Origin of the sequence: Bradyrhizobium sp. (genome assembly GCF_035484855.1) — a bacterium.
GTDB lineage: Bacteria > Pseudomonadota > Alphaproteobacteria > Rhizobiales > Xanthobacteraceae > Bradyrhizobium.
Genome location: NZ_DATHOP010000246.1, coordinates 1 through 13,957 on the forward strand (window position 1 = coordinate 1; position 13,957 = coordinate 13,957).

Annotated in this window: 15 protein-coding genes and 1 tRNA gene; 10 read left to right on the forward strand and 6 right to left on the reverse strand. The window is 64.8% G+C overall.

What is annotated here, in order from left to right; genetic code table 11:
- Positions 1-476: 476 nt before the first annotated feature.
- From VK804_RS28265 to mnmA, 4 genes are all read right to left on the reverse strand, one after another.
- Positions 477-553: transfer RNA gene (locus tag VK804_RS28265), tRNA-Met, on the reverse strand.
- A gap of 202 nt (positions 554-755) precedes the next feature.
- Positions 756-1,115 carry a hypothetical protein gene (locus tag VK804_RS28270; protein WP_325376367.1) on the reverse strand — a complete coding sequence of 120 codons (360 nt, stop codon included), beginning with the start codon at positions 1,113-1,115 and terminating at the stop codon, positions 756-758.
- A gap of 52 nt (positions 1,116-1,167) precedes the next feature.
- Positions 1,168-1,806, reverse strand: coding sequence for a class I SAM-dependent methyltransferase (locus VK804_RS28275; protein ID WP_325376368.1), 639 nt, complete (start codon positions 1,804-1,806; stop codon positions 1,168-1,170).
- Positions 1,807-1,838: 32 nt separating this feature from the next.
- Positions 1,839-3,029, reverse strand: coding sequence for a tRNA 2-thiouridine(34) synthase MnmA (mnmA, locus tag VK804_RS28280; RefSeq protein WP_325376370.1), 1,191 nt, complete (start codon positions 3,027-3,029; stop codon positions 1,839-1,841).
- A gap of 384 nt (positions 3,030-3,413) precedes the next feature.
- Here mnmA and VK804_RS28285 point away from each other — a divergent pair, with 384 nt between their 5' ends.
- The 9 genes from VK804_RS28285 (at position 3,414) to VK804_RS28325 (ending at position 11,957) form a co-directional block, all read left to right on the forward strand.
- Positions 3,414-5,102, forward strand: coding sequence for a flagellar hook-length control protein FliK (locus VK804_RS28285; protein WP_325376372.1), 1,689 nt, complete (start codon positions 3,414-3,416; stop codon positions 5,100-5,102).
- A gap of 10 nt (positions 5,103-5,112) precedes the next feature.
- Positions 5,113-5,823, forward strand: coding sequence for a flagellar hook assembly protein FlgD (locus tag VK804_RS28290; RefSeq protein WP_325376374.1), 711 nt, complete (start codon positions 5,113-5,115; stop codon positions 5,821-5,823).
- A 184-nt stretch (positions 5,824-6,007) separates the two neighbouring features.
- The gene (locus VK804_RS28295; protein ID WP_002714638.1) at positions 6,008-6,283 is read left to right on the forward strand and encodes a DUF1153 domain-containing protein; all 276 of its coding nucleotides are present in this window, start codon (positions 6,008-6,010) and stop codon (positions 6,281-6,283) included.
- 174 nt (positions 6,284-6,457) lie between these two features.
- A complete protein-coding gene (fliF, locus tag VK804_RS28300; RefSeq protein WP_325376462.1) occupies positions 6,458-8,086 on the forward strand; it encodes a flagellar basal-body MS-ring/collar protein FliF in 1,629 nt (542 codons plus the stop codon).
- 6 nt (positions 8,087-8,092) lie between these two features.
- The gene (gene fliG, locus VK804_RS28305; protein WP_325376376.1) at positions 8,093-9,175 is read left to right on the forward strand and encodes a flagellar motor switch protein FliG; all 1,083 of its coding nucleotides are present in this window, start codon (positions 8,093-8,095) and stop codon (positions 9,173-9,175) included.
- Complete coding sequence (locus VK804_RS28310) at positions 9,175-9,804, forward strand: FliH/SctL family protein (RefSeq protein WP_325376378.1); 630 nt, start codon at positions 9,175-9,177, stop codon at positions 9,802-9,804. Before fliG ends, VK804_RS28310 begins: the two co-directional genes overlap by 1 nt.
- Positions 9,805-9,815: 11 nt before the next feature.
- On the forward strand, positions 9,816-10,166 hold the full coding sequence (gene fliN / locus VK804_RS28315) for a flagellar motor switch protein FliN (RefSeq protein WP_325376380.1): 351 nt from the start codon (positions 9,816-9,818) through the stop codon (positions 10,164-10,166).
- Positions 10,167-10,223: 57 nt separating this feature from the next.
- Entirely contained in the window at positions 10,224-11,603 is a 1,380-nt protein-coding gene (locus VK804_RS28320; protein WP_325376382.1) for a sigma-54 dependent transcriptional regulator, read from the forward strand.
- Positions 11,604-11,717: 114 nt separating this feature from the next.
- The gene (locus VK804_RS28325) at positions 11,718-11,957 is read left to right on the forward strand and encodes a hypothetical protein (protein WP_325376384.1); all 240 of its coding nucleotides are present in this window, start codon (positions 11,718-11,720) and stop codon (positions 11,955-11,957) included.
- Here the strand turns inward: VK804_RS28325 and VK804_RS28330 are convergent.
- Positions 11,924-12,103: a hypothetical protein gene (locus VK804_RS28330; protein ID WP_325376386.1), complete on the reverse strand. Its 180-nt coding sequence runs from the start codon at positions 12,101-12,103 to the stop codon at positions 11,924-11,926. The two genes, VK804_RS28325 and VK804_RS28330, sit on opposite strands and share 34 nt — an antisense overlap.
- A 100-nt stretch (positions 12,104-12,203) precedes the next feature.
- Between VK804_RS28330 and VK804_RS28335 the strand changes: the two genes are divergently transcribed.
- Positions 12,204-12,587 (forward strand): hypothetical protein, encoded by a 384-nt coding sequence (locus tag VK804_RS28335; protein ID WP_325376388.1) that lies wholly within the window; start codon positions 12,204-12,206, stop codon positions 12,585-12,587.
- A 31-nt stretch (positions 12,588-12,618) separates the two neighbouring features.
- Here the strand turns inward: VK804_RS28335 and VK804_RS28340 are convergent, their stop codons facing one another.
- Positions 12,619-13,827 (reverse strand): LLM class flavin-dependent oxidoreductase, encoded by a 1,209-nt coding sequence (locus tag VK804_RS28340; RefSeq protein WP_325376389.1) that lies wholly within the window; start codon positions 13,825-13,827, stop codon positions 12,619-12,621.
- Positions 13,828-13,957: the final 130 nt, after the last annotated feature.

The window sequence follows — 13,957 nt, forward strand, 5'->3', positions numbered from 1 at the left end:
GAGAAGCAAGCTTCTCAGGGGTGACGGTGGCCAAAGAGCCCGAGCACCGGGGAGAGCGCGCCCATAATCCGTAAACCATTGCGTGGGGAATGCCGGGTGATTCCGGTGTGACCTGCTAACGCGTGTGCGCTCTACCACTACCCGTTGCACACGCGGCTATCGGGCGCATCGGGCGCCCGGCATTCCTTGCGCCCTTTGATTGAAGGGCGGGAATAAAAGGATACCTCGCGCAAAAAAAATCATGCGGCGAGATCGCGGAGTTGTGCCGATCGATCGCTACTCGTCATGCCCGGGCTTGACCCGGGCATCCATCCTTCTTCGCAAGGAGCACTTTTCGAAGAAGATGGATTGCCGGGTCAAGCCCGGCAATGACAAAATGAGAGGCTGTTTGACAATTGAATCGGACGGAAACGTCGCGCCTGCTTCGCGGTCTGGCAAGATGAAATCCTGCGAAGCGCCTCGGGCGCGAAGCAGTATGGTAGCGGGAGAGGGACTCGAACCCCCGACCCCAGGATTATGATTCCCGTGCTCTAACCAGCTGAGCTACCCCGCCAGGGCGTCCCGCACACGGCTTTATCTACCGCGGTCGCGAACGCGCGGCATATAAGAAGTGCATCAAGGGCATGTCAAGCAAACGCGGAAGAGCCTCAAAACCGAGGCTTTCCCTGTTCTATTTGACGCGTTTTCTTCACGCGAACCGGTAGCCACTTCGCTCGAAAACGCTTTGTAATCAGCCAAACGCCTGCAAATGGCGCTTATTTCGGCCGCACATTGGGATCGCCGCCGGGGCTGCCGGGCGGCGGGATCACCGGCATGTTGCCGGCATCCGGCGTCGGCGCCCGCATTTCCGGGTCGACGCCCGCGGGCGGGCACAACACGCCGCCGGATTTTGCCAGCCTGTCGCTGAGCGGCGCGGCCTGCCCGGTGGTCGTGCCCTCCGGCGCGATGGTGCCGCGCGGCGGCACCGGCTGCGTCGGCGCGCAATCGGTGTTGGCGGAAACCGGCGGCACGCTTTGCGCCGGTGGGGTGACCGGCGTCGGTGGCGCCTGCGCGCTCGCCGCACTGCCCGCCGCCATCAGCACGCACAAAAGTGGAATCGCATATTTCATCCGCATACGAAGGCAACGGCCGGCGCGCGCGGATGTTCCCCCGGGAACCCTGATGCTTTCAGGATTTGCGGTAGCGGATCAGGGAAAAATGCCCCATCGGCGGCATCGGGCGGCGCTCGCTCAGGCTAACGCCGCCATGTCTTGCCGCCCACTTCTCCAGCCGCGCCCAGGGAAATTCCGGACGCCAGCCGAGCCGCCGCGCCAGTGGCGCGAACGCCAGTTCGAAGGCCCGGCGCGGACCGCTTTCCGCGCCGATGTGGTTGACCAAGATCAGTTCGCCGCCGGGCTTCAGCACGCGGATGAAATCATCCAGCGTGCCTTCCGGATCCGGCACCGCGGTAATGACATATTGCGCCACCACGGCGTCGAAGAAGGAATCCCGGAAGGCGAGATTCTTGGCGTCCATCACCGCGAGCGTCTCGACATTGGCAAGACCGAGCGCCCGCACGCGGCTCTGCGCCTTGCGCAGCATCGGCTCGGAAATATCGACGCCGCACAGTTTGGTGGTCGGCGCATAATCCGACAGCGATAATCCGGTGCCGACGCCGACGTCGAGGATCCGTCCGCCGATCCGGTCGGCCTCGGCAATGGTGGATTGGCGGCCGTGGTCGAACACCTTGCCGAACACGAGATCGTAGACCGGCGCCCAGCGCCCATAAGCCTTTGCGACCCCCGCGCGGTCGATATCTGCAGCCATGCCCCAGCCTTGAAATGATTTGCCTGAAATTTCTATCCGCGCACGGCCTCGACAAGCGGCGGCCGCGCCGCCAAGCCAGCCGATGTATTCCTCGCGCTCGCGCTCTGAATGAAACCGCCGCCGAGCACGCGGGCCTGGCCCGCGGGCGCATCATAGAACACGCAGGCCTGGCCCGGGGAAACGCCCTCCTCGCCTGCGACCAGTTCGACCTCATAACCGCCGTCCGTCGCGCGCAGCCATGCCGGCTGCGGCACGCGGGTCGAGCGGACGCGAACGAACATCTCGAGCCCGCAGCCGACCGCGCGATCGAGCGCGCCGTCGCCGATCCAGTTGATGTCGCGCAGCGCAATCCGGTCCATCCGCAGCGCCTCGCGCGGGCCGACCACGACGCGCCCCTGCGCCGCATCGAGGCGCACCACATAGAGCGGCGCGCTGGAGGCAATCCCGATGCCGCGGCGCTGGCCGACGGTGAAATGCACGATGCCCTGATGGGCGCCGATGACGCGGCCGTCGAGATCGACGATGTCGCCCGGCATCACCGCGTTCGGGCGCAGCCGGCCGATGATGTCGGTATAGCGGCCGCTCGGCACGAAGCAGATGTCCTGGCTGTCCTGCTTGTCGGCGACTTCAAGCGAAAACCGCCGCGCCAGCTCGCGCACCTGGGGCTTGGTCAGATCGCCGAGCGGAAAGCGCAGGAAGTCGAGCTGCTCGCGGGTGGTCGCGAACAGGAAATAGCTCTGGTCGCGATCGGCATCCGCCGCACAGACCAGCGCGCGCGAGCCGTCTGCGAGACGACGCGAGGCGACGTAATGGCCGGTGGCAAGCGCGGAGGCACCGAGCTCGCGCGCGGTCTTGAGCAGGTCGCGAAACTTGATCGACCGGTTGCACTCGATGCAGGGCACCGGCGTCTCGCCGGAAGCATAACTGTCGGCGAAATTGTCGATCACGGATTCGCGGAAACGCTCCTCGTAATCCAGCACGTAATGCGGGATGCCGAGCCGCTCGGCGACATTGCGGGCGTCGTGGATGTCCTGGCCGGCGCAGCAGGCGCCCTTGCGATGGCTCGCGGCGCCATGATCGTAGAGCTGCAGCGTGATGCCGACGACGTCGTAGCCTTCCGACTTCAACAGCGCGGCCGTGGTCGAGGAGTCGACGCCGCCCGACATGGCGACCACGACCCTGGTGTCCTGCGGACGGCCCTCAAGATCCAGACTGTTGAGCATGGTTCCGGTTCAATCGATGCGATCGCGGCTGCATCGAACGCCTGTCCCGCGATCAGGAAGCGATTTTTGGGCCAGCCAAAGGCCCGTGTTCGACTAGAAAGCGGTTCCCGCAAAAGCCGACCGGCCCCCGCGGGAAACGCCCGAAAGCTGCTCTCTAATATAGGCCGTATTCCCCGCAGGCAATTGCGCTTGCCCGTTTTGCGCATGGCCAGCGGCAAATCTTGCCGCCGGGCAGAAAAGGCGGCCGCCAAGGTACTCCGTAGTTCATCGGATATCGACATAACCCGTTGAATTATCTGGATAATATTTGTGACCGGGGCTGGCCCGGTCCTTGCTGACTGGAGATACCAGTTTCATTGCGAGAGGCCGCGCCCCGTGTACAGTGTGACGTCAGATACAGCGAACAGCGTTTCGTTCCAGACGGCTGCGCCCAAGCCCGCTTGGCCCGACCCGTCGCAGCAGGCCAACGACAGTTTCGGCGCGCTGGTCGACAGCAACATCCAGGCGGCCGCCGCCAACGACCCCGCCCCCGCGCCGCAGCAGCCGACCCCGGCGGTACAGCAACCTCCCCCGGCGCCACAGCCGTCCGGCAGCGATGCGCAGGCCGCGCCGGACAATTCGGCGTCGCGCAACACCGCATCCGCCGCCCCTTCGACCGGCACCAATTCGGCGGCTCCGAACGCCGCAGCCCAGCAGGCTTCCAACGCCAACGCCAATGCCGATGCCAACGCCAATGCGGCGGCCCCGCAGTCCCGCTCCAACTCCAGCGGCTCGAAATCCGACGACACCAAATCATCCGACAAGCCTGCTTCCGACAAGAATGCCGGCGCCACCACGGCCGACCCGGCCACCGCGGCGCAGCAAGGCAGCACGCCCGCGACGACGCCGAACGCGGTCGCGGTTGCAATCGCGGTGACGACGGCGTCGACCAATGCTCCCGCAGCCGCGCCGACATCCGGCAACGCCGCCACGGCGCCGCTTGCGATTGCCGCAGCGGCAATCGCCGCCAGCACCGCGGCCGGCGCGGCGCCGGCGTCTCAATCAGCGCAGGTCAATGTCGATTCCACCGCAACCGCAGCGGCGGTTACCTCAGCGGCAGCTCCCGTAACGGCGGCTACCGCAGCGGCCGTGACCTCGGCCACCACCAAGGTCGCGGCGCAAACGGCCCCGAGCCCGGCGACCGTCGCCCCGGCGCAGCAGCCGTCGACCCAGACCGTGGCAACCGATGGCGCATTGACCGCCGCGGTCGTGGCAGCCGCGCCGGTTACACCGAAAGCCACCGCCCCGACTACACCGGTCACCGGGCAGGCCAAGACCGCGGCCGGCGCCAGCGATACCAATTCGGCCAAATCGGATCCGCAGGCCTCGGCCGCACCAAACGGGGCAGTCACCGGCAGCACCACGCCGCAACCGGCCGCCACGGGCAAAGACGCCGGCAATGATCCTGCCGCCAGCGGCTCGGCCGCCGCCCCGTCGGCAGCTCCCGTCACCGCGGCCGGCCATGACCATTCGTCGGTCAGTGCGGGAACTACGCCAGCCGGTTCATCGGATACCGGCTCCCAGCTGACCGCCACCATCCAGCCGCAGCTTCCCACCGCCGCGGCGGTGCCCAATGCCGCAGGGCCGTTGAGCGTAACGGCGACCAATGCGCCGGTGCCGCTGAGCGGACTCGCGATCGAGATCGCAGCCTCTGTGAAAGCCGGCAAGAGCAGCTTCGAAATCCGGCTCGATCCGGCCGACCTCGGCCGCATCGACGTTCGCATCAGTGTCGACAACAACGGCCAGGTGACCTCGCATCTGACGGTCGAGAAGCCGGAAACGCTGTCGATGCTGCAACAGGACGCGCCCCAGCTGCAGCGCGCGCTCGACGACGCCGGCTTCAAGACCGGCGACGGCGGCCTGCAGTTCAGCCTGCGCGACCAGTCGTCGTCCGGGCAGAACAGCGGCAACCAGAGCAGCGGCAACACGCAGCGGCTGGTCATCAGCGACGACGACACGATTCCCGCGGCAATTGCCGGACGAAGCTACGGCCGCCCGCTCGGATCGAGCAGCGGCGTCGACATCAGGGTTTGAGGAGACAGTCATGGCCACAAACAGCGTCGCCCCTTCGGTCGTGTCGGCAACCACCACGCCGCCGGCTTCGTCCTCATCCTCGTCTGCGGCGAGTTCGGCGGCGGCCGCCAACGCGCTGGCGTCCTCGCAGATCGCCGGCAACTTCCAGAGCTTCCTGACGCTGCTGACGACACAATTGCAGAACCAGAATCCGCTCGATCCGCTCGACACCAACCAGTTCACCCAGCAGCTGGTCGAATTCGCCGGCGTGCAGCAGCAGATCAACACCAACGACTCGCTGGCGACCCTGGTGTCGCTGCAGCAGACCGCACAGTCGACCCAGGCGCTGGGATTCGTCGGCAAGACCGCGGTGGTCAACGGCAGTACCGCGGCGCTGACCAACTCGTCGGCGACTTGGGAGCTGAGTGTGCCGACCAATTCTACCCTGAATGTCACGATCACGAACAGCACCGGGCAGACCGTGTACAGCGGCACCTACCCGGTCCAGGCCGGCAACAACCAGCCCTTCACCTGGAACGGCCTCGGCACCGACGGCACGCAAAATCCGGACGGCTCATACAAGCTCACCGCAACCGCTGCCGATGCCTCCGGCAACAACGTCGCCATCACCACCCAGATTCAGGGCGTGGTCAGTTCGGTCGACCTCACCCAGTCGCCGCCGCTGTTGTCGATCAACGGCCAGAGCTACACGGTCAGCCAGATCCAGAGCATCACCGACTAGCCGCGATCGAGCCCCAACCCGTTTATCGGCCTGCCTTGGCCCGGTGCCCCCACGCCCCGGGCCGCGGGGCGTTTACGGCATTTCCAAGGAGATTTGTATTGAAGCCTTGGGCTTAGGCAAATTTTAAGCCGCGGGGCGTAGGTTGTTACAGTGAGTTCAGTGGTTGAGAGTTTGTGAGTACGCCATGACAGAACCCCATCGCCCGAGGGTAAAATACGTCATCGGGCCTGACGGTAGTCCGTTGACGATTGCGGATTTGCCCGCGCCCGGCACCAAACGGTGGGTTATTCGCCGTAAGGCCGAGGTCGTTGCCGCTGTGCGCGGCGGCCTGCTCTCCCTCGAGGAGGCTTGCAGCCGCTACACGCTGACCGTCGACGAATTCCTGTCCTGGCAGTTTTCCATCGATCAGCACGGCCTGGCCGGCCTGCGCACCACCCGAATTCAGCAATATCGGCAATAAAGCCTCGCTGCGACCGGTAGCATTTGATGAGAATCGGCTTCGCTTCGCGAAGCCGATTTTTTTCATGACCAGGTTTCGCCGCTGCCCTTAACCTTCGTTAACCATATCGAAACCATCCCATAGGCAATAATTGCCCAGTCGGCTCCTGGAGCCGAATCTGGGGGACGGTTGGTTTTGCAGAGTCTGGTCAGTTTCCTGAGGAGCCTTGGTGCTTCGCGGTTGATGGCGATGGTCGCGGTGACGGCCGCGCTGATCGGCTTCTTCGCGTTCGTCATCATGCGCGTCACGACGCCGCAGATGACCACGCTCTTCACCGACCTGAGCGTCGAGGATTCCTCCGCCATCATCAAGGACCTAGACCGCCAGGCGATTCCTTACGAACTGCGCAACGACGGCGCCGCGATCATGGTGCCGAAGGACAAGGTCACCCGGCTGCGCATGAAGCTTGCCGAGGGCGGGCTGCCCAAGGGCGGCGGCGTCGGTTACGAGATCTTCGACAAGTCGGACGCGCTGGGCACCACGAGCTTCGTCCAGAACATCAATCATCTGCGCGCGCTGGAGGGCGAACTGGCCCGCACCATCCGTGCCATCGACCGCATCCAGGCGGCCCGGGTGCATCTGGTGCTGCCGGAGCGGCCGCTGTTTTCGCGGGAAACCCCCGAGCCCTCGGCCTCGATCGTGGTGCGGGTGCGCGGCGCGCTGGAACCCCAGCAGATCCGGGCGATCCGCCATCTGGTCGCCTCCGCCGTCAACGGCCTGAAGCCGCAGCGGGTGTCGATCGTCGACGAAGCCGGCCAGTTGCTCGCCGACGGCGCCGGTACCGGCAACGACGCCGACAACGCCGTCGCCGACGAACGCCGGGCCGGGCTTGAGAAGCGGATGCGCAATCAGGTCGAGGCGATCGTATCCTCGGTGGTCGGTGCCGGCCGCTCCCGCGTCGAGATCTCGGCCGATATGGATTACAACAAGATTACCCAGACCTCGGACAAATTCGATCCCGAAGGGCGGGTGTTGCGTTCGACCCAGACCCGCGAGGAATCCTCGGCGACCACGGACAGTAACGGCCAGGTCACCGTCAACAACGAACTGCCGGGCAATCAGACCAACAACAACGCGCAGGCCGCGCGCGACCAGAGCAAGAAGACCGAGGAAACCAACAATTACGAGATATCCCACACCACCAAGACCGAAGTGACCGAGGCCGGCCGGGTCAACCGCATTTCGGTCGCGGTGCTGGTCGATGGCAGCTATGCCAAGAACGAAAAGGGCGAGCTGGTCTATCAGGAACGCAGCAAGGAGCAGCTCGACCGCATCGCGACCCTGGTACGCTCGGCGATCGGCTTCGATCAGAAGCGCGGCGACCAGGTCGAGGTCGTGAACCTCAAATTCGCCGAGGCCCCCGCCATCGCCCCGCTGACGGAGCCGACGGGCATGTTCGGCATGCTGCAGTTCACCAAGGACGACGTGATGTACGTCATCGAGCTCGGCGTCATGATGATGCTGAGCATCGTGGTGCTGTTCATGGTGATCCGGCCGCTGGTCAAGCGCATCCTGGCGTCCGAAGAGGTCCACACGCTCGCCGGCGGCGGTTCGATGCCGGCGCTGACCGACGGCAGCGCGCCGGCCGATGGCACCGGCCAGAGCCTGGTTCCCGGCACCAACACCACCGCGCAGCTGATCGACGTCGCCCAGGTCCAGGGCCAGGTCCATGCGCAATCGGTACACCGCGTCGGCGAACTGGCGGAGCGCAATCCCAACGAAACCGCGACCATTGTTCGTCAATGGCTTTCCGAGCCCGCGTGATCTGACATGGCCCTGCCGCAAACCTCCAACGCCAACGACATCTCCAGCGTCATTTCCTCGCTGGCGTCCCGTCAGGCCAATCGTCCGCAGGGACCCAAGATCAGCGGACCGAAGCGCGCCGCGATCCTGATGCTGGCGCTGGGCGAGCAATATGGCGGCAAGATCTGGTCGCTGCTCGACGACGACGAGGTGCGCGAACTGTCGATCCACATGTCCTCGCTCGGCACCGTCGAGGCCGAGGTGGTGGAAGATCTGCTGCTCGAATTCGTCTCGCGGATGTCGGCCTCCGGCGCGCTGATGGGAACCTTCGACGCCACCGAGCGGCTGCTGCAGCAATATCTGCCCGCCGAGCGCGTCACCGGCATCATGGACGAGATTCGCGGGCCCGCCGGCCGCAACATGTGGGAAAAGCTTTCCAACGTCCAGGAAGAGGTGCTCGCCAACTACCTCAAGAACGAATATCCGCAGACCATCGCCGTGGTGCTGTCGAAGCTGAAGCCGGAACATGCCGCCCGCGTGCTGGCCATCCTGCCCGAGGACATGGCGCTCGACGTGGTCGGCCGGATGCTGAAGATGGAGGCGGTGCAGAAGGAAGTGATCGAGCGCGTCGAGCAGACGCTGCGCACCGAATTCATGTCGAACCTGTCGCAGACCAGACGGCGCGACGCCCACGAGGTGATGGCGGAAATCTTCAACAATTTCGACCGCCAGACCGAAACCCGGTTCATCACCTCGCTGGAAGAGGACAACCGCGAATCCGCCGAACGCATCAAGGCGCTGATGTTCACCTTCGACGACCTGATCAAGCTCGACACCGCCTCGGCGCAGACGCTGATGCGCAACGTCGACAAGGACAAGCTCGGCATCGCGCTGAAGAGCGCCAACGAGGAAGTCCGCGGCTTCTTCCTCGGCAACATGTCGTCGCGCGCCGGCAAGATGCTGCTCGACGACATGGCGGCGATGGGACCGGTGCGGCTGCGCGACGTCGACGAGGCGCAGGCGCTGCTGGTCAATCTCGCCAAGGATCTCGCGGCCAAGGGCGAAATCACGCTGACCAAGAACCGCGCCGACGACGAGTTGGTGTACTGATGGCCGCCCCCGCAAAATTCCTGTTCGACATGGATTTCTCCGCCCCGGACAAGGCGCGCGAGCGGCCGGCGACAGCCGCGGAAATCGCCCAGAAGATCGCCGCCGCCGAGGGCCGCGCCTATCGCAACGGGCACGAGGCCGGGCAACGCGAGGCCAAGGCGGAAAGCGATCGCCGCGCCGCGCTGGCGCTGGAGGAGATCGGGGTCGGCATCCGCGGCATCGCCGCGCGCTTCTCCGGCATCGAGACCAGGATGGAGACCGAGGCAGTCGACGTCGCGGTCGCGGTGGCGCGCAAGCTGTGCAGCGAGTTGATCGCCGGCGAGCCGCTCGGCGAGATCACCGGCCTGGTCAGCGACTGCTTTTCGCACCTGGTGTCGACGCCGCATCTGGTGGTCAGGATCAACGAGCAGCTCTATGAAGCGGCGCGCGAGCGGATCGAGCGGCTGGCGAAACAGAGCGGCTTCGAGGGCCGGCTGGTGATCCTGGCGGAGCCGGCGATCGAGACCGGCGACTGCAAAATCGAGTGGGCCGATGGCGGCGTGGTGCTGGAGCGCGCGGCGATCGAAGCCAAGATCAATGAACTTGTCGGGCGCTACATGGCGTCGCGCAATCAGACCGCAAGGAAGTGAGGGCCTAAATCATGAGCGACACCGACGCACAGGTTCCGCTTCCGGATCTCAACGCCGCCGACGCCCCGCCGATCGGCGACGTGACCTATAACGAAGACGAACAGGCCTCGCGCATTGCCGCCGACCTGGAGGCGGTGTTCGACGTGCCGGTACAGGTGTCGGCCGTGCTCGGCCGCTCCAAGATGGACGTCGGCGAATTGCTGAAACTCGGCCCCGGCACCGTGCTGGAACTCGACCGCCGCGTCGGCGAAGCCATCGACATCTATGTCAACAACCGGCTGGTTGCGCGCGGCGAAGTGGTGCTGGTGGAAGACAAGCTTGGCGTGACCATGACGGAAATCATCAAGGCGGAACGCAGCTAGACGCTCTCTTAGGCATACGGCGGACGGCCGGCGCGAACAGACGAACAGGAGACTACCATGCGGCTTCTCATCGTTGGCACATTGAAGGGCCAGCTCACGACAGCCACCAAGATCGCGATGGACAACGGCGCTTCCGTCACGCACGCGGAGGACCACGAACAGGCGATGCGGGTGTTGCGCGGCGGCAAGGGCGCCGACCTGCTGCTGGTCGACGTCGCCCTCGACATCCGCGACCTGGTGATGCGGCTCGAGGCCGAGCACATCCACGTGCCGATCGTCGCCTGCGGCATCTCCAACGACGCCCGCGCCGCGGTCGCCGCGATCCACGCCGGCGCCAAGGAATACATCCCGCTGCCGCCGGATCCGGAATTGATCGCAGCAGTGCTGGCCGCCGTCGCCAACGATTCGCGCGACCTGGTCTACCGCGACGAGGCGATGGCCAAGGTCATAAAACTGGCGCAGCAGATCGCGGGCTCCGACGCCTCGGTGATGATCACCGGCGAATCCGGCACCGGCAAGGAAGTGCTGGCGCGCTATGTCCACACCCGCTCCAACCGCGCCAAGCGTCCGTTCATTTCGATCAATTGCGCGGCGATCCCGGAACATTTGCTTGAATCCGAGCTGTTCGGCCACGAGAAGGGCGCCTTCACCGGCGCCATCGCGCGTCGCATCGGCAAATTCGAGGAAGCCACCGGCGGCACGCTGCTGCTCGACGAAATCTCCGAAATGGACGTGCGGCTGCAGTCGAAATTGCTGCGCGCGATCCAGGAGCGTGTGATCGACCGGGTCGGCGGCACCCGCCCGGTGCCGGTCGACATCCGTATCATCGCCACCTCGAACCGCAATCTGGCCGATGCGGTCCGCGAGGGCTCGTTCCGCGAGGACCTGCTGTTCCGGCTCAATGTCGTGAACCTCAAGATCCCGCCGCTGCGCGAACGCCCCGCTGACATCCTCGAACTGGCGCAGCATTTCGCCAAGAAATATGCCGACGCCAACGGCGTGCCGCTGCGGCCGATTTCCGCCGACGCGCGGCGGGTGCTGACCTCCAACCGCTGGCAGGGCAACGTCCGCGAGCTGGAAAACACCATGCATCGCTCGGTGCTGATGGCGCAGGGCGACGAGATCGGCGTCGACGCCATCCTCACCCCGGATGGCGACCGGCTCGATACGCCGAAAACCGTGCCGGCGGTGGCGCACGCCACCTTCGCGGCCGAACAGGTCACCCGAGCGCTGGTCGGGCGTACGGTAGCCGACGTCGAGCGCGACCTCATCCTGGAGACCCTGAAACATTGCCTCGGCAATCGCACCCATGCCGCCAACATCCTCGGCATCTCGATCCGCACGCTGCGCAACAAGCTGAACGAATATGCCGACGGCGGATTGCCGATCACGCCCGCCGGCGCCGGCGACTACCACCGCGTCGCCGCGTCGGCGTAATTCCTGCCGGCTGGTACGCAAAACCCGGCGCGAGGCTCCCTTGCGCCGGAACCGTTTCACGCCCCCCACGTTTGCAATCAGGCGTCCTGCCACACCCCTGATTGAAAGCCGTCGATGTCCATCCTGCAGCTAGATCCACCGATCCCGGTCGTTACGCCGAAGGGCGAGGCCTACGCCCATCTGCTGATCGACTACGGACCCGAATACAATCTGCTCTGGGTCTGTTTCCTGGATGATTCCGGCGAGTGCTGGACCTACGACAACACCCAGATACGCGCCCAGAAGAACATCACCATGGGTCGCACGTTCGTTTCCCGCCATCAGCCGAAGCCAATGTCGGTCGCCGCCGAATAATCCGGCGCGTCGGGCTTGCGGAAGATGTGGATCGGATCGCCCGGCTGCAGGGCGCGCCCGGTGAACATCGCATAGGCGTACAGCGCGAGATAGAGAATCGCCAGTGCGCTGATTCCGTAAAAGGTCCAGACGGCGAGACGTTTCATTTCATCGGATCATCGGGTCGCGGAGCCGTGCGTCGAATCGGGGATTGCTTCACTCAATCCTTTTGTTGTTACTCTATGGAATAACAGCGGGAGGGCGATCATGGCATTGTATGCTCGGACGAATGGTACACAAACGACAAACTCGGGCTCATTCGTTCCGATTCCGGACCTGACGCTGAACCTTCCCGAGGGCGTCAATTCATTTGCGCTCGTCATCCTGAACCTGCCGAATCCGTATGCGACGGGGAGAGATTATCCGGGCGGAACTTTCGGTATTTCGGTGAACGGCGCCGTCTCGCCGGTGATTGCGTCCTTCACCTATAACGAACAGATGCCCCAAAGCCCCGGCCGCATCCCGACCACGCTGGTCCTCGCCGTTCCGCTGGCCAACAAGCCACAGATCGTGCACGGGATGTGGAGCGGCGTGCGCGGCAGCACCGTCCTAATCGACAGTCCGGCAACGCTGAGCGCGATCTTCGATTAGCTCGCACATGGCCGACATCGGTCGCGCGCGGCTACCCGGCCGCGGCGACCGCCGGCTTTGCGACGCTGACCGCGAGCTTGCCGTAGCGATCCTTGAAGGCTTCGGTATCGATCTCCTCGAGCTTGATCTCCCCGCTCATCACACCCGCCTTCCAGGCCTCGTGCTCGGGATCTTCGCGGAATTCCGGCATCACTTCCTTTGCGAACAGTTCGAGCGAGTCGCAGATGTGCTCATGGCTGTTCTTGCCGGCCTGGTTGAGCAGGATCACCTGGTCGATATGCGAGGTGCGGAATCGCCGCAGCTTTCTGCGAATCGTTTCCGGCGATCCGATCAGCCCGCCGCGCAGCGCCGCCTCCTGCGCTTCCGGATTCTCGCGCTTCCACTTGTTGTATTCGTCCCACATGTTGACGGTGCCGGGATCGGGGCGCTGGCGGTTCTGCGAGGCGCCGTAGAAGCGCAGCGCGAACTGGAAGAAGGTCGCCCCGTCGGCGCGGGCGCGCGCCTCCTCGTCGGTCTTCGCGCACATGAAGAACGACACCAGCGCCATGTTGGGGTTGATCTGGTAATCGGCGAGCTTCTTCAGCCGCTTGGTGATCGCGTTGTAATAGGCGTGCACCCAGGCATGCGCGGCGTCCGCCGAGACGAACTGGAAGCCCAGCGCGCCAAAGCCGTTCTGGCCGGCGCGCTCGATGGTCGGAAGCTGCGAGCACGCCATCCACAATGGCGGATGCGGTTTCTGCACGGGTTTCGGCACCACGTTGCGCAGCGGAATGTCGAAATACTTGCCGTGATGCTCGCTGCCGCCGTCCTTGAACATCGGGAAGATCGCACGGACCGCCTCTTCGAACACTTCCTTCTTGGTTTCCATGTCGCGGCCGAACGGCGTCAGCTCGGTGATCGAGGCGCTCTCGCCCATGCCGAATTCACAGCGGCCGCGGCTTAAGAGATCGAGCACCGCGACGCGCTCGGCGACGCGGGCGGGATGATTGGTGGTGAGCTGGATAATGCCATGGCCGAGGCGAATATTCTTGGTGCGCTGGGAGGCTGCGGCGAGAAAGGATTCCGGCGATGGCGAGTGCGAATATTCCTCCAGGAAATGATGCTCCACCACCCAGGCATGGTCGTAGCCGAGCCGGTCGGCAGTCTCCAACTGCGTCAGCGCGTCCTGGTAAAGCTTCAACTCGTCGCCGGCGACCCAGGGGCGCGGCAATTGCAATTCATAAAAAATGCCGAATTTCATCACGTCTCTCCCGAGGGGCCGGCTTGTTGGTTTGCGATAGTGTATTCCCGGGGAGGCCTAAGTCCAGCCTTGCGCCAATTCCGCACGGCGGAAGGCCCGCTTGCGCTCGCGCCGCGAATGGTTAGGTTTG